The organism is Sphingomonas canadensis, from assembly GCF_026013525.1.
GTDB lineage: Bacteria > Pseudomonadota > Alphaproteobacteria > Sphingomonadales > Sphingomonadaceae > Sphingomonas > Sphingomonas canadensis.
In genome coordinates this window covers 109,583-124,633 of sequence record NZ_JAPDRA010000005.1, presented here as the reverse complement: position 1 = coordinate 124,633, position 15,051 = coordinate 109,583, and the positions used below count along the sequence as shown (strand labels likewise).

The 15,051-nt window shown below is 68.7% G+C and carries 11 protein-coding genes; 7 read left to right on the top strand and 4 right to left on the bottom strand.

Annotated features, from left to right (window positions below; genetic code table 11):
• Positions 1-11: 11 nt before the first annotated feature.
• Positions 12-1,295: an acyl-CoA dehydrogenase family protein gene (locus tag OM513_RS11990; RefSeq protein ID WP_264944553.1), complete on the bottom strand. Its 1,284-nt coding sequence runs from the start codon at positions 1,293-1,295 to the stop codon at positions 12-14.
• Between the two features lie 139 nt (positions 1,296-1,434).
• Here OM513_RS11990 and OM513_RS11985 point away from each other — a divergent pair, with 139 nt between their 5' ends.
• A complete protein-coding gene (locus OM513_RS11985; RefSeq protein ID WP_264944552.1) occupies positions 1,435-2,673 on the top strand; it encodes a TetR/AcrR family transcriptional regulator in 1,239 nt (412 codons plus the stop codon).
• Between the two features lie 235 nt (positions 2,674-2,908).
• On the opposite strand, the gene OM513_RS11980 is transcribed toward OM513_RS11985, so the two are convergent.
• The 3 genes from OM513_RS11980 to OM513_RS11970 all read right to left on the bottom strand — a co-directional run bounded on the left by OM513_RS11980 (position 2,909) and on the right by OM513_RS11970 (position 8,265).
• Positions 2,909-5,638 (bottom strand): TonB-dependent receptor, encoded by a 2,730-nt coding sequence (locus OM513_RS11980; RefSeq protein ID WP_264944551.1) that lies wholly within the window; start codon positions 5,636-5,638, stop codon positions 2,909-2,911.
• 290 nt (positions 5,639-5,928) lie between these two features.
• The gene (locus tag OM513_RS11975) at positions 5,929-6,999 is read right to left on the bottom strand and encodes an acyl-CoA dehydrogenase family protein (RefSeq protein ID WP_264944549.1); all 1,071 of its coding nucleotides are present in this window, start codon (positions 6,997-6,999) and stop codon (positions 5,929-5,931) included.
• A 45-nt stretch (positions 7,000-7,044) separates the two neighbouring features.
• Positions 7,045-8,265: an acyl-CoA dehydrogenase family protein gene (locus OM513_RS11970; protein WP_264944547.1), complete on the bottom strand. Its 1,221-nt coding sequence runs from the start codon at positions 8,263-8,265 to the stop codon at positions 7,045-7,047.
• A 275-nt stretch (positions 8,266-8,540) separates the two neighbouring features.
• Here OM513_RS11970 and OM513_RS11965 point away from each other — a divergent pair, with 275 nt between their 5' ends.
• The 6 genes from OM513_RS11965 (at position 8,541) to OM513_RS11940 (ending at position 15,027) form a co-directional block, all read left to right on the top strand.
• Positions 8,541-9,776, top strand: coding sequence for an MFS transporter (locus OM513_RS11965; protein ID WP_264944546.1), 1,236 nt, complete (start codon positions 8,541-8,543; stop codon positions 9,774-9,776).
• Positions 9,777-9,853: 77 nt separating this feature from the next.
• Positions 9,854-11,374 carry a class I adenylate-forming enzyme family protein gene (locus tag OM513_RS11960; RefSeq protein WP_264944544.1) on the top strand — a complete coding sequence of 507 codons (1,521 nt, stop codon included), beginning with the start codon at positions 9,854-9,856 and terminating at the stop codon, positions 11,372-11,374.
• Complete coding sequence (locus tag OM513_RS11955) at positions 11,371-12,144, top strand: thioesterase family protein (protein WP_264944543.1); 774 nt, start codon at positions 11,371-11,373, stop codon at positions 12,142-12,144. The genes OM513_RS11960 and OM513_RS11955 overlap by 4 nt, the downstream gene beginning before the upstream one ends.
• A gap of 121 nt (positions 12,145-12,265) precedes the next feature.
• Entirely contained in the window at positions 12,266-12,826 is a 561-nt protein-coding gene (locus tag OM513_RS11950; RefSeq protein WP_264944542.1) for an EF-hand domain-containing protein, read from the top strand.
• A gap of 81 nt (positions 12,827-12,907) precedes the next feature.
• Positions 12,908-13,627 (top strand): response regulator, encoded by a 720-nt coding sequence (locus OM513_RS11945; protein ID WP_264944540.1) that lies wholly within the window; start codon positions 12,908-12,910, stop codon positions 13,625-13,627.
• The gene (locus OM513_RS11940; protein WP_264944539.1) at positions 13,624-15,027 is read left to right on the top strand and encodes a sensor histidine kinase; all 1,404 of its coding nucleotides are present in this window, start codon (positions 13,624-13,626) and stop codon (positions 15,025-15,027) included. Before OM513_RS11945 ends, OM513_RS11940 begins: the two co-directional genes overlap by 4 nt.
• The last annotated feature ends 24 nt before the right edge of the window (positions 15,028-15,051 follow it).

The window sequence follows — 15,051 nt, the reverse complement described above, 5'->3', positions numbered from 1 at the left end:
GCCCTCGATCCTTACCGGGCCACGCCCAGATCGCCGCTTGACGGGCGATCGGCCTTGAACTCGGAATATTTGCCGAATTCGTTGCGCGCGATCGTGCGGCAATGCACCTCGTCCGGCCCATCGGCGAAGCGCAGCGTGCGGACATTGGCCCAAGCGCTCGCCAGATCGAAATCGTCCGATACGCCGCCGCCGCCATGCGCCTGGATCGCATCGTCCAGGATGGCCAGCGCCATGGCGGGCGCCTGAACCTTGATCATGGAGATTTCCAGGTGCGCGGCCTTGTTGCCGGCCTTGTCCATCATGTCGGCGGCCTTCAGGCACAGCAGGCGCGTCATCTCGATATCGATGCGCGCGCGGGCGATCCGTTGTTCCCAGATCGAATGATCGGCGATCCGCTTGCCAAAGGCGACGCGGCTCAGCAGCCGCTTGGCCATCGCCGCGATCGCCTCCTCCGCCACGCCGATCGTGCGCATGCAATGGTGGATGCGGCCCGGCCCCAGCCGGCCCTGCGCGATCTCGAAGCCGCGCCCCTCGCCCAGCAGGATATTGTCCGCAGGAACGCGCACGTCGGTGAGCGAAATCTCGCCATGGCCATGGGGCGCGTGATCATACCCGAAAACCGAGAGCATGCGTTCGATCTTCACGCCGGGCGCGTCGAGCGGCACCAGGATCATGCTCTGCTGGGCATGGCGCGACGCATCGGGATTGGTCTTGCCCATCACGATCGCGATCTTGCAGCGCGGATCGCCCGTGCCCGAGCTCCACCATTTCCGGCCGTTGATCACATAGTGATCGCCGTCGCGGACCATGGATGTCTGGACGTTGGTGGCGTCCGATGATGCGACCGCCGGCTCGGTCATCAGGAAGGCGGAACGGATCTCGCCGTTCATCAGCGGACGGAGCCACTGCTCCTTCTGCTCGCGCGTGCCATAGCGGTGGAACACCTCCATGTTCCCGGTATCGGGCGCGGAGCAGTTGAACACCTCGGAAGCCCAGGAAATCCGCCCCATCTCCTCGGCGCAGAGCGCATATTCGAGGTTGGTGAGCTGCTCGCCCTCGAACACGAAGCTCTCGTCGACATGGGCCTGGCCCGAATGCGGCGGCATGAAGAAATTCCACAGCCCCTCGGCCCGCGCCTCTGCCTTCACGGCCTCCAGCACCGGGTTCACGCCCCAGCGGTCGCCGCTCTCGTGCGCGGCGCGATATTCGGCGTCGCGCGGGCGGATCCGGGTGTCGATGAAGTGCTTCACCCGGTCGCGGAAATGGGTCTCGCGCGCGTTCAGGGTGAAATCCATCGCAACCTCTCCGTTCCTTTTCGAAACCGGCTTAGACCGTACCCGATATTCGGTAAAGGGGAACAAGGCGGATTCTTCCGCCATACGCGCGGTTCAAAAAACCCCTTTGGCCCACGGCCTTTTGCGCTAAGCTGGGCGGATGAGCGCGCGCCCGAACAGCGATACCGCAACCGGCACCAAACGGTTCCAGGCCAAGCGCGAGGCGATCCTGGCGGCCGCCGCCGACGCGATCAACGAACAGAGCGCGAAGGGCATGACCTTCGCCGATGTCGCGGCGCGCGTGGGGCTGAACACCACCAGCGTCACCTATTATTTCAAGCGCAAGGAAGACCTGGCCGCCGCCTGTTTCGAACAGACGCTGGAACGGCTCGAGGCGATGCTGGAAGAGGCCGCGGGCGAGGATGGCGCGGAGGCGCGGGTGCGGCGCTTCCTGGCCGCCAACATGGACCGGCTGGCGCGCATCCGCCGCGGCGAGGAACGCGACTTCGCCGTCCTGTCCGATCTGCGCGCGATGGAGGGGCCGCTGCGCCAGCGGCTGCTGGACGGGTGGCGCGGCATCTTCCGCAAGACGCGCGCGCTATGGGGCGCGGAGGGCAGCCGCGAGGAGATCGACCTGCGCGGCGCGCGTGCCCATGTGCTGCTCGAAAACATCTTCTGGCTCCCCGCCTGGCTCACCCGCTACGAGCTGGACGAATATCCACGGGTCGAGGCGCGGCTGATGGACGTGTTTCGCGCCGGCATCCTTGGCCCGCGCGAGCGCTGGGCGCCGGTGCTGCTGGATCTGGAGCATGACGAGCCCGAGCCGGGGCGCGAAGCGTTCCTGCTCGCCGCCACTCGCCTGATCAACGAACTGGGATATCGCGGCGCATCGGTGCAGCGCATCGCCAGCGAGCTGAACGTCACCAAGGGCAGCTTCTACCACCATCTCGACGCCAAGGACGAGCTGGTGATCGCCTGTTACAAGCGCAGTTTCGACATCATCGCCGATACCCAGCGGCTGGCAGAGGAGCATGGCGGCACGCATTGGCAGCGGCTGGAAAACAGCATCGCGACCCTGCTCGACGTGCAATTCTCCGAACGCGGGCCGCTATTGCGTACCACCGCGCTTTCGGGCCTGCCGCCGCGCGTGCGATCGACGATGATCGATCGTTCGAACCGCATCGCCCGCCGCTTCGCCGGCATGCTTTCGGATGGCATCGCCGAGGGCACGATCCGCGCGATCGATCCGCTGGTGGCCAGCCAGGCGCTGATGGCGCTGCAGAATGCGGCGTTCGACATGCGCAAATGGGCCGGCACGATGCCGCGCGACCGGGCCGTGGCCTTTTATGCCTCCACCCTGGTGTTCGGGCTGTTCGACGATCGGGTGATGCAGGGCTGAGCGGCGCTCCGCCGCCAGCGAGGCGGCCCGCGCTCTGGCACCGGCGCTACAGCAGGGTGCGTTGGATCTGACCCGTTCGTCCCGGGTTTGCCGAAGGGCGAACCGCCGAAGAACGCGATTCGGATCGAAGGCGCGATGCGCAGGGGGTTTCCGCGCCCGCATGCCCCCCCTGAAACGGGAACGGGCCCCGCGGTTCTGATGCCGCGAGGCCCGCCCCTCTCCTCTGACGTCGCGGTCAGAACTTGATACGGCCGGTCACGCCCCAGGTACGCGGCTCGGCCAGATAGGCCGAGAACAACTGGCGTCCGCCCGGATACTGCGGGTCGGTGAAAGGTGCTCCAACCGATCCTTCCTGGAAAGGCGAGTTGAATGCAACCTGCGTGTACTTGGTGTTGAAAAGATTCTGCGCCCAGAGTTCGATCGCCCAATGCTCCTCCGGCCCGCGGATGCCGATGCGGCCGTTCACGATCGCATAGGAATCCTGCTCCTTCTGCGGGAACAGGTCGGAACCGGTGTTATAGTCGCCGGTCATGCGCGTATCGACGTAGAACAGGCCGCTGAGGCCCGAGCCGCCCAGATCGGGGGTCCAGGCCAGCGAGGCCGTGGTCACAATCTTCGGCGCGTTCGACAGATTGTCGCCCGGCAGCTTGCGCAGCGCCTGGTCCAGCGGCGCGCCCGTGCGGTTGCCGACCAGATTCTCGTTATATTTGGTGTCGGCATAGGTGAGACCCAGCCCAACGCGGAGGTTGCGGGTGGGCATCAGCGATGCTTCCACCTCAACGCCCCGCGAGCGCACGCCCCAGGTCACGTCGTCCGCGGCGCAGGCGCCGGTGGTCGCCGCCGAGGCATTGTAGTTCGACGCGGTCGAGAACTTGCTCTGGTCGCGATCGCCGCCGTTCAGGCTGGCGGAGCAGCCGTTCACCGTCTGCACCAGGAAGACGGTCCCGTTGAAGGTGTTGAGCTGGAAGTTCTTGAAATCCTGCTGGAATGCCGCGACGTTCAGGCTGAACGGCCCCGACGAATATTTCGCGCCGATCTCGAACGAATTCACGATTTCGGGATCGAACTGCAGGTTGCCCGCCAGCGCCTGGGCGCCGCCCATCGAGGCGAAGGTCAGGATCGGCACCTTCAGCGCCGAACGATCGAGGTTGAAGCCGCCCGCCTTGTAGCCGCGCGAATAGCTGCCGTAGAGCATCAGATCGTCGGTCGGCTTCCACGAGAGCACCGCGGTGCCGGTGAACTCGCTCTCGCTGCGGCGGCTGTTGATGCTGACGCCGTTCAGCTCGGCGGTGGAGTTGCCCTGGCACGACAGGCCCAGGATCGCGTCCACCACCGCGGTGAGCGCCGCGTTGCTGCGCAGCGGCAGCAGCGAGGCCTGGTTGGCGGTGCAGGCGGTGTTGTCGTTGCCGAACGTCGCCGCGAACTTCTTGCGCTCGCTGGTGTAGCGCACGCCGAAGGTGAAATCGACGCTGTCGGTCACATGCACGATGTTGTGCGTGAACAGCGCCCAGTTGCGGCTGTTCTGCGAATAGACGTCGCGCGTGCTGCCCTTGTTGTTGACCGCGTCGAGCTGGTCGAACGCGGCATAGATCAGCGGCGATGCCGCGCCGAACGCCGCCGGACGCGCCGCAAGGCATCCCGCCGACCCGGGCGAATAGAGCCCGGCCAGCGCGCTGCCGCTGACGATACGGCAGGTGGCGAAGCGGCCATACTGATTGCCGAAGCGCAGGTTATCGACGACGGTCAGGTCCTCATCGGCGAAATAGCCGCCGATCAGCCAGTCCAGCTTGCCGTTGAACGCCTCGCCCTGCAGCCGCAGTTCCTGGCTCCAGGTCTTGAAGCCGCGCGCCGCGTTGCCGTCGGCCGCACGATACAGGATGTCGATGAAGCCGTAATCGGTATCCGATCCCTGATCGCTCCAATAGTCGCGATAGGCGGTGATGGAGGTGAGCTTGGCCCCGCCCAGATCCCAATCGACCTGGAGCGACACGCCCCAATCCTCGGTCGTGCCGGCATAGCTGCGGCCCGGCGTCACATAGATGTTGCGGCTGTAGGGGTCGCTGAACGCCGCCATCGGCTGGCCCAGGTCGCGCAGCACGCGAACGATGCTGTTCGCGGCGGGATCATTCAGATCGCCGATATATTCGTTCGAGGCGCGATCGAGATAGACCGCGGCGCAGCAGTTCTCGGTCCGCTTGGTATAGTCGCCGATCAGCCGGACGGTGAGCGCGCTGCTCGGCTCATACTGGAGCTGGCCGCGGACGAAGAAGCGGTCGCGGTCGTTCACCGTGCCGCCGTTGGTCACGTCCTTGTAGAAGCCGTCGCGCTTGACATAGACCGCGTCGACGCGGCCGGCCAGCGTCTCGCCCAGCGGCGCGTTGAGATAGCCCGACAGGCGGACCATGTCATAGCTGCCATAGGTCGCCTCGGCCCCTGCCTCGAAATTCACCGAGGGCGCCTTGCTGACGATGTTGATCAGGCCCGCCGAAGCGTTGCGGCCGAACAGCGTGCCCTGCGGCCCGCGCAGCACCTCGATCCGCTCGATATCGCCAAGCTCGCTCAGGCCGATGCCCGAACGCGAGCGGTACACGCCGTCGATGAACACCGCGACCGAGCTTTCCAGGCCGGGGTTGTCGCCCACCGTGCCGATGCCGCGGATACGGGCCGATCCGTTCGCCTCCGAGCCGGTCGACGAAACCAGCAGCGAGGGAGCCACCTGGTTGAGCTGGCGGATATCGGTGGCGCCGGTGAGCGCCAGCGTCTCGGAACTTACCGCCGATACGGCCAGCGGCACATCGGCCAGCACCTGGGCGCGGCCCTGGGCGGTGACGACGATCTCGGGGTTTTCATAGCCATCGTCCTGCGCCTCGGTGCCTGTGGAATCATCCTGGGCATGGGCGGGAATGGCGAGCGCAAGTGCAATCGTAGGTGCCGCAACGGCGGCCAGCAGGCGAAACCGCTTCATCTTCTTCCTCTCCCACTTGGCTGGAGCGCTTATCCGGCTCCATACCCAATCCTCGAAATAAACGCGCGTTACAGACCCCCGTCAAGCTTGCGAATGGGGCATGAATCGTCTTGCAACCGGGGTGTTGCGCAAATGTCATATGTGCAGGCGCAGCATGGCCGGCCGCCGTACCGACATTCGAAAGCATCCCGATCAGGGTACGCACAGGCCGCAAACTGGTTCCGGAACGGCCCGGAAACGCGGCGACGGCCCGCCCCGCCGCGCACCGCGGCAGGGACAGGCTCGCTGGTTCAATAGCCCGACAGGCGGGCGAAACGCTCGCGATGCCAGGCGGCGTTGCCCCACATCGTCTCCAGCACGCGCGCGCGCTTCAGATAGAAGCCTGCGTCATGCTCGTCGGTCATGCCGATGCCGCCGTGGAGCTGGACCATCTCGCTCGACACCAGCCGCAGCGTCTCGCCCGCCACCGCCTTGGCGAGGCTGACCGACTGGCTGACGTCCGGACGGTTCGCGTCGATCGCCTCCAGCGCGCCTTCCACCACCGATCGCATCAGCTCCAGCTCGGTGAACATCTTGGCCATGCGATGCTGCAGCGCCTGAAAGCTGCTGAGCGGCTGGCCGAACTGGACGCGCGTCTTCAGATAGTCGTTGGTCTGCGCAAAGGCGCTTTCGGCCATGCCCAGCATCTCCGCACAAACGATCGCGGTCGCGCGATCGGCGGCACGGGTCACCAGATCGGCGGGGCCGTCCAGCTTCTGCGCGACGGCGTTTTCGAACCGCACCTCCGCATGGCTGCGCGCGTCGGCCAGGTGGCGGGGCGCCACGGTGACGCCCTCGCCCTTCTCCACCAGATACAGCCCGTCGGTGGCGGCGACCACGAACAGCCCAGCGCCGTCCCCCTCCGCCACAAAGGCCTTGGTCCCGGTCAGCCTGCCGCCGTTCACGGCCGCGCCGATCCGGTCGGGCGCGAAGCGCGGCCCTTCGTCCACCGCCAGCGTGGCCACCAGATCGCCCGCGGCGATGCGCGGAAGCCATTCTGCCTGCTGCGCCGCGCTGCCGCCGATCAGGATCGCGCCGGCCGCCGCCGCGGTGGCCGCCAGCGGGGTCGCGGCCAGGTTGCGCCCGAGCTGCTCCATCACCAGCCCCAGCGACAGATAGCCCATGCCCGCGCCGCCATGTTCCTCGGGCACCAGGATGCCGGCCCAGCCCATCTCCGCCTGCGCCTGCCATGCCTGTGCGTCGAACATCGCGGCCGGCGCCGTATCGCGCACCCGGCGGAAGGCGGTGACGGGCGATTCATTGTCCGCCCATTCGCGCGCCATGTCGCGGATCATCGTCTGTTCTTCGGTCAGTACCGCCATCTCTCGTCCTCTCTCCCCACTCCCGCGAACGGGAAAGGGCGCCGCCTATTGGTGATCGAGCATCCCCAGGATGCGCTTGGCGATCACATTGTTCTGGATCTCGGTCGATCCGCCGTAGATCGACACCGCCTTGCCGAAGAGCCAGGTGCGGACATCCTTCAGCTCCTCCTCGCCGAAGCCCTCGCCTTCCCAGCCGAGCCCGGCGAGCCCGCGAATCTCGATCAGCAGCTCGGAGCGCTCCTGCATGATCCGCGCGCCGACATTCTTCATGATCGACGAGGTAGCCGACGGCCCCTGGTTCGATTTCGCCTCAAGCTGCGCGCGGCGCAGCGTGAGCAGGAAGGCGCGCAGGTCCATCTCATGCCGCACGATGCGCGTGCGCAGGTCCAGGTCGGCGATACGCCCCTGGTCGTCGGTGCCCAGCCAGCGCTTGGCGATCGAGGAGATCGGCTCGCCCAGGAACATCCGGCCCGCGGTGGAGCCCCCGCCCGAAAGGCTGGAGCGTTCGTGCTGGAGCAGCCGCTTGCCGATCGTCCAGCCCTCGCCCACGCGGCCGACCAGATTGGCCTTGGGCACCTTCACATCGGTGAAGAAGGTCTCGCAGAAGGGCGAGCTGCCGGATATCAGCCGGATCGGCCGCACCTCCACGCCCGGCGTGTCCATGTCGATCAGCAGGAAGCTGATGCCCTCGTGCTTCTTGCTCTTGTCGGTGCGCACCAGCGCGAAGCATTTGTCCGCCCATTGGCCGCCGCTGGTCCAGGTCTTCTGGCCGTTGACGACATAATGGTCGCCCCTGTCCTCGGCGAAGGTCTGGAGGTTGGCGAGGTCCGATCCCGCGTTCGGCTCCGAATAGCCCTGGCACCAGCGGATCTCGCCGCGGACGATGGGCGGGATATGCTCGCGCTTCTGCGCCTCGCTGCCATATTCCAGCAGCGTCGGGCCGAACATCATCACGCCCATGCCGCCGATCGGGTTCCAGGCGCCGATGCGGCCCATCTCCTCCGCCAGCACGCGCGCCTCGGCGCGGTCCAGCCCCCCGCCGCCATATTCGGCCGGCCAGGTGGGCACGCCCCACCCCTTTTCGCCCATCGCCTGTTTCCAGGCGGCCTCGTCCGCGTTCAGCTCGGTGGGGCCTTCCACGGCGGACATGCTGTTGTCCTTGCCCTTCAGCGCGGGCGGGAAGTTCTCCGCCAGCCATGCGCGGGCTTGGGCGCGGAACGCCTCCAGCGGATCGGCGGGCGCCTCTACTTCGGGTGCGGTGGCCATATTCTCTCTCCCGGCGGCCATTTTCTGTTGTTTCGAAACTGCGGTATGGAATCGGCGGCGTCAAGCGCCTGTCCGGCGCCGATATCGAATCCCGGGCGCCGGGACGGAACGATTTCCTTTCTTTTGCACATGCCCCCGCGCGCGCGTGGTTTCCGGATGCGCCGCCCCCCGCGCTGTGCCATGCGGCGGCCCGGCACGGACGAAAGCGGGAATGCGGCACCATCTGTCGTGACGCCCGCGCACCAGGGGACCCGTCCGGCCGAAGGGAGAAGGGCATGACATTCCATCACCGCGCGGTACCGATCGTGCTGACCGCGGTGCTGATCGATTCGATCGGCTTCGGCATCGTCCTGCCCGTGCTGCCGCGGCTGATCGTGGAGCTGGGCCATGTGACGATGGCCGATGCCGCGCGCATCGGCGGCTATATGCTGGCCGCCTATTCGGTGATGCAGCTCATCGCCGCGCCGATCCTGGGAAATCTCGGCGATGCGCTGGGGCGGCGGCCGGTGCTGCTGTTCTCGATGATCGCCTTTTCGGCCGACTATGCGCTCCAGGCGGCGGCGCCCAGCATCGCCTGGCTGTTCCTGGGGCGGATGATCGCGGGGATCGCGGGGGCCAGCTTCGGCCCGGCGAACGCCGTGCTGGCCGACGTCACCCCGCCCGATCGGCGTGCGGCCACCTTCGGGATGATGGGGGCGGCGTTCGGCATCGGCTTTATCCTCGGCCCGGCGCTGGGCGGTGCGCTGTCGCTGCTCGGGCCGCGCGCGCCGTTCGTCGCCGCGGCGGCGGCGGCGCTGCTCAACGCGCTGTGGATCTATTTCTTCCTGCCCGAGACGCTCGCGCCGGAACGGCGGCGGCGCTTCGATTGGCGCAAGGCGCACATCATCGGATCGTTCGAGCCGCTGCGCCATGCGGGCCGGGCCAAGTGGCTGATCGCGGTCGCCTTTCTCTGGTATTGCGGTCATATGGTCTATCCCGCGACCTGGGCCTTCTGGGGCGAGCTGGCGGCGGGCTGGGACGAGCGGATGATCGGGCTGTCGCTCGCCGCGTCGGGCCTGTCGATGGCGCTGGTCCAGACCTTCGTCACCAGCCGCGCGATCCGGCGCTTCGGCGAGGAGCGCACGGTGGTGCTGGGGCTGGTCGCGGGCGGCCTTGCGTTCGTCGCCTATGTCTTCGTGCGCCAGACCTGGATCATCTACCTGATCCTGGCGTTCAGCGCGTTCCAGGCGCTGGTATCGCCGTCGGTAAACGCGCTGCTATCACGCTACACCTCCGCATCGCACCAGGGCTCGCTGATGGGCGGGCTGGCCGCGCTCAACAGCGTCGCCGCCGCCCTCTCCCCCTTTGCGCTCAGCCAGGCGCTGGCGTTCGGGGCGGAGCGCGGCTTTACAGGGGGCAACTTCGTGGTGGCCGCCGCACTCACCGCGATGGCGCTTGCGATCGTGCTGCTGCGCGTGCTGCCCGGCGCGCGTCGCGAACCGGGCGAGACCGCCGGCGACCAGCCGTCCTGACGCTTTTTCGAATCCGGCGTATGGCAATCGCCGCCGCGCTCGCCTAGCCACGGGACGATGACGGGGAGGAATCGGCGATGAATGCGGGGGAGATGCTGACGGGCCCCTTCAGCACCTTGGCGGACCTGATCCGGGCGCATGCACGCGAACGCGGCGACCGCCTGGCACTGGTCTGCGGCGGCGAGACGCTGGATTACGCGGGCCTCGATCGCGCGATGGACCGGGTCGCGGCCGCGCTCCAGCGCGACGGGATCGCGCCGGGCACGGCGGTGGCGATCCTGGCGGTTCCGTCGATCGCCTATATGCTCGCCTTCCTGGGGGCGCTGCGGGCGGGATGCGTCCCCGCCCCGCTCTCGCCCTCCGCCACGCCCGCCCAGCTCGGCGCGATGATCGCCGATTGCGGGGCGCCGATCCTGTTCCATGACGACGCCAATGCCGCAATCGATACCGCCGCGCGCCGCATCGCGTTGGACGGGCCGGCGTTCGGCGCCTGGCTGGCGCCGGGGGGCACCGTGCCCGCCCCGGTCGCGGCGGGGCCGGACGATCCGTTCAACATCATCTATTCCTCCGGCACCACGGGCACGCCCAAGGGCATCGTCCAGTCGCACGGCATGCGATGGCAGCACATCATGCGCGCGGGCGCCGGCGCGGGCTTCACCGATGCCGTGGCGATGATTGCGACCCCGCTCTATTCGAACACCACGCTTGTGCTGCTGCTGCCCGTGCTCGGCTGGGGCGGAACCGCGGTGCTGATGCGCAAGTTCGAAGCCGGCGAGTATCTGCGGCTGGCGGAGGCGCATCGCGCCACCCATACGATGCTGGTGCCCGTGCAATATGAGCGCGTGCTGGCGCACCCCGGATTCGACGCGGCGGACCTCTCGTCGTTCCGCCTGAAATTCTGCACCAGCGCGCCCTTCTCGGCGGAGATGAAGGCCGATGCGCTGCGCCGCTGGCCGGGCGCGCTCGTCGAATATTACGGCATGACCGAGGGCGGCGGCACGACGATCCTGGTCGCGCACCTGAACCCAGACAAGCTGCACACCGTCGGCAAGCCCGTGGAGGGCCACGACATCCGCCTGATCGACGAACAGGGGCGCGAGGTCCCCCAGGGCGAGGTGGGCGAGGTGGTCGGCCGATCGCCCGCGATGATGACCGGCTATCACGGCCGCGAATCCGCCACGCGCGAGGCCGAATGGTTCGATGCGGAGGGGCGCCGCTTCATCCGCCACGGTGATCTCGGCCGGTTCGATGCCGAGGGTTTCCTGACGCTGGTCGGGCGCAAGAAGGACGTGATCATCTCCGGCGGCTTCAACGTCTATCCCGCGGACCTGGAAGCCGTGCTGGCCGGGCACCCCGATGTCGCGGACTGCACGGTGGTCGGCGTCCCCTCGCCGCAATGGGGCGAGACCCCCGTCGGCTTCTACGTCCCGCGCGACGGGGCGGCCGCCGATCCGGCAACGATCCTGGAGTGGACCAACGACCGGCTTGGCCGCACCCAGCGGCTGTCGGCGCTGGCCCCCGTCGATGCGCTGCCCCGCAGCAGCATCGGCAAGGTGCTGAAGCGCGAGCTGCGCGACCGCTGGGAGCAGGCGCAATGACCGCGCTCGCCGATATCCTGGCCGCCGCCGATCCGCTGGAGGGCGGGTTCCGCGCCGAGGTCCCGGAAGGGTGGCGGCAGGGCCGCACCACCTATGGCGGCCTGTCCTCCGCGCTGGCGCTCCACGCCGCGCTCGCCGCCGAACCCGATCTGCCGCCGCTGAGATCGGCACAGGTCGCCTTCATCGGCCCGCTCTCGGGCGCGGTGACGGTCACCGCCACGCGGCTGCGGCGCGGGCGCAACGCCGCCTTCATCCAGGCGGACGTGGCGTCGGAGGCCGGACTGGGCCTGCGCGCCGCCTTCGTGTTCATGGCGCCGATGGCCTCGGCGATCACGCACGATACCGCGCCCCGCCTCGATCACCGCCCGCCGGGCGAGGGCGCGAAGATCCACAGCGGCCCGGCGGATTTCTTCACCGGCAACTTCGACCTGTTCAACCCGGCGGCCGAGACCCAACCCGCCGAATGGCTGCGCTGGGTGCGGCTGCGCGAGCGCGATGGCCTTCATCCGATGGTGGAGCTGATGGCGATCGGCGACGCGCTGCCCCCCGCCGCCTACAAGCTGATCGCGGGGCAGAAGGCGCCGCTCAGTTCGCTCAACTGGATGATCAACCTGGTCGCGGCGGAGCCGGCGACGCGCGACGGCTGGTGGCTGCTCGGCGCGGGGGCGGAAATGGCGCGCGACGGCTTCTCCAGCCAGCGCATGGCGATCTGGAACGCCGACGGTGAGCCGGTGGCGGAGGCGATGCAGGGGGTGGCGATCTTCGGCTGAAACCCGTGCGGCGTGCGACAATTTGCGACACTTTCCTGAACCGCTGACAAACACCTGCGACAGCCGTTCGTCAGAAACGGCATCAGCGGACGAAACAGCCCGCCCCGCCAAGGAGTTGCCCATGTACAAGCTCATTGCCGCCGCCGCGCTCGGCACGGCCGCGCTCGCCGGCCCCGCCGCCGCGCAGGACGGCCCGCCGCGCTTCGACCCGCTCGCCGCCGCGGACGCCAACAAGGACGGCGTCATCACCAAGGACGAGATGCTCGCCAGCGTCTCCACCCGCTTCAAGGCGGTGGACAGCAACAAGGACGGCAAGCTCACCCCCGCCGAACGCGAGGCCGCCCGCGAAGCCATGATGGGCGACCGCGGCGAAGGCCGGGGCGGACGCGGCCAGCGCTTCAAGCGCGAACGGCTCGACGCCAACGGCGACGGCGTGGTCTCGCTCGCCGAACAGCAGGCGCAGGCCGCGCGCCGCTTCGACTGGGTCGATACCAACAAGGATGGGAAGATCGACCAGGCCGAGCGTGCGGCCGCGCGCGGCAAGATGATGTCGATGCGCGGCAAGGGCCGCCATGGACGCCACGGCCCGCCTCCCGGCCCCGGCTGGGGTCCGCCCCCGCCGCCCGAAGGCGCCGCCCCTCCCCCGCCGGCCGGTGCCCCCGACGCCCCCGAAGGCAACTAACCGGCCGGCGCGCCCGGGCGGGCTTTTCCTCTTCGCCCGCCCGGGCCTTCCGCTCCGCCAACGAGATGCTATCTCCCGGTCATGTCCGAGATTCCGCACCTGCTGCTCGTCGATGACGAGCGCTCCATCCGCGAGCCGCTCGCACAGTATCTGACGCGCCAGGGCTTCCGCGTGACCCAGGCGGGCGATGCCGAGGGTGCCCGCGCGCGGATGAACGCCTATGCGATCGATCTCGTCATCCTCGACATCATGATGCCGGGCGAGGATGGGCTCAGCCTGTGCCGCCACATCCGGGCGACCAGCGAAATCCCCGTGATCCTGCTCACCGCGCGCAGCGAGGAGACCGACCGCATCGTCGGGCTGGAGATGGGCGCCGACGATTATGTCGTGAAGCCGTTCAGCCCGCGCGAGTTGGCCGCGCGCATCAAGGTGGTGCTGCGCCGCACCGGCAACGGCGCCGCCCGCCAGCATGCCCCCGAAACCGGCAGCTACGCCTTCGCCGGATGGGTGCTGAAGAGCGGCGAGCGCACGCTGGTGGACCGCGACGGCGTTTCGGTTCCGCTGTCCACGGGCGAATACAATCTGCTGCTGACGCTGGTGACGCGCCCGCGGCAGGTGCTGACGCGCGACCAGCTCCTCGACCTGACACAGGGGCGCGAGGCCGCCGCCTTCGATCGTGCGATCGACAACCAGGTCAGCCGCCTGCGCAAGAAGATCGAGCCCGATCCCAAGAACCCGGCGATCATCAAGACCGTGTGGGGCGGCGGCTATACGCTGGCCGCCGAGGTGACGCGGCTTTGACCGCGACGCTGCGACGCTTCCTCCCCAAGAGCCTGACCGGGCAGATCGCGCTGCTGGTGGCGGTGGCGCTGTTCGTGGCGCAGGCGATCAACTTCGGCCTGCTGCTGCGCGAGCGGCGGGAAGCCCGGTTCAGCCAGGTGATCGTGCCCGCCGTCACGCGCATCGCCGATACGGCCGATCGCGGGGCCAACGGCAATGCCGATGCCGCGCAGCAGCCGCGCGAACGCCGCCATGGGCGCCCCCCGTCCGGCCCCTTCGACCTGCGGCTGCGCGTCCAGCAGTTCGATGCGAACCCGATCCCCGCCGGATTGCCGCGCCGCTCCGATGTCGAGCAGGCGGTCCGGCAGGGGCTGATCGACCTCGGCGTCACGCCGCGCGACGTGATCGCCACGATCCGCCAGATCGACGAACGCGAGCCGCTGCTGCGCCGGCTGGACCCCATCCGCCGCGATCGGCTGTTGCGGCTGGGCGCCGAGCTTCAGGTGGCGGTGCAGCTCGACGACGGCCGCTGGGTGGCGCTGCGCAGCGCCTGGCCGCGCGCCGAGCGGATCGTCATCTGGCAACTGATCGCGCAGACGCTGATCCTCTATATCGTCGTCCTCCTGCCGGTGCTGCTGGCCGGGCGGCGGATCGCCCGGCCGCTGCGGCGGCTGGCCGAGGCGGCGCGGCGCTTCACCCCGGGCGAACAGCCCCAGCCGGTGGAGGAGCGCGGCCCATCGGACGTGCGCGCGGTGATCGCCGCCTATAACGCGCTCAGCCTGCGCGTGAACGCGATGCTGGACGAAAAGGACCGGATGCTCGGCGCGATCGGCCACGATCTGCGCACCCCGCTCGCCGCGTTGCGCGTGCGCATCGAATCGGTCGAGGACGACGAGGATCGCGCGCGGATGGCCGATACCATCGACGAGATGAACCGCACGCTGGAGGACATATTGAGCCTGGCGCGGCTCGGCCGCCCGAGCGAGCCGCCGGTCGAGGTGGACCTGGCGGCGCTGATCGACGCGGTGGTGGAGGATTTCCGCGACCTGGACCAGCCCGTGCAGTTCGAAGAGGCGCCGCGGCTTACCATGCGGCTGCGCCCGTCGCTGATGCGCCGCGCGGTGCGCAACCTGATCGAGAATGCCGTCAAATATGGCGGCGCGGCCGAGGTGCGGCTGGTTCCCGGCGAACAGCAGATCGCGATCGAGGTCGCCGATCGCGGCCCCGGCATCCCGGAGGCCCAGCGCGAGGCGGTGTTCGACGCCTTCACCCGGCTGGAGGGATCGCGCAACCGCGATACCGGGGGCATCGGGCTGGGGCTCGCGCTGGCCCGCGCGATCGTGCGCGATGCCCGCGGCGACATCACGCTGCGCCCGCGCGAAGGCGGCGGGCTGGTGGCTACGATCAGGCTGCCGCGCTGAGGCGGCCCGGCGGGCGGCCCGGGC

Bases quoted from the DNA above. Each gene is read 5' to 3' on its own strand.
- OM513_RS11965 (WP_264944546.1), top strand. From the start codon at position 8,541: ATGACATTCCATCACCGCGCGGTACCGATCGTGCTGACCGCGGTGCTG.
- OM513_RS11960 (WP_264944544.1), top strand. From the start codon at position 9,854: ATGAATGCGGGGGAGATGCTGACGGGCCCCTTCAGCACCTTGGCGGAC.
- OM513_RS11955 (WP_264944543.1), top strand. From the start codon at position 11,371: ATGACCGCGCTCGCCGATATCCTGGCCGCCGCCGATCCGCTGGAGGGC.
- OM513_RS11990 (WP_264944553.1), bottom strand. From the start codon at position 1,295: ATGGATTTCACCCTGAACGCGCGCGAGACCCATTTCCGCGACCGGGTG.
- OM513_RS11945 (WP_264944540.1), top strand. From the start codon at position 12,908: ATGTCCGAGATTCCGCACCTGCTGCTCGTCGATGACGAGCGCTCCATC.
- OM513_RS11970 (WP_264944547.1), bottom strand. From the start codon at position 8,265: ATGGCCACCGCACCCGAAGTAGAGGCGCCCGCCGATCCGCTGGAGGCG.
- OM513_RS11980 (WP_264944551.1), bottom strand. From the start codon at position 5,638: ATGAAGCGGTTTCGCCTGCTGGCCGCCGTTGCGGCACCTACGATTGCA.
- OM513_RS11985 (WP_264944552.1), top strand. From the start codon at position 1,435: ATGAGCGCGCGCCCGAACAGCGATACCGCAACCGGCACCAAACGGTTC.
- OM513_RS11975 (WP_264944549.1), bottom strand. From the start codon at position 6,999: ATGGCGGTACTGACCGAAGAACAGACGATGATCCGCGACATGGCGCGC.
- OM513_RS11950 (WP_264944542.1), top strand. From the start codon at position 12,266: ATGTACAAGCTCATTGCCGCCGCCGCGCTCGGCACGGCCGCGCTCGCC.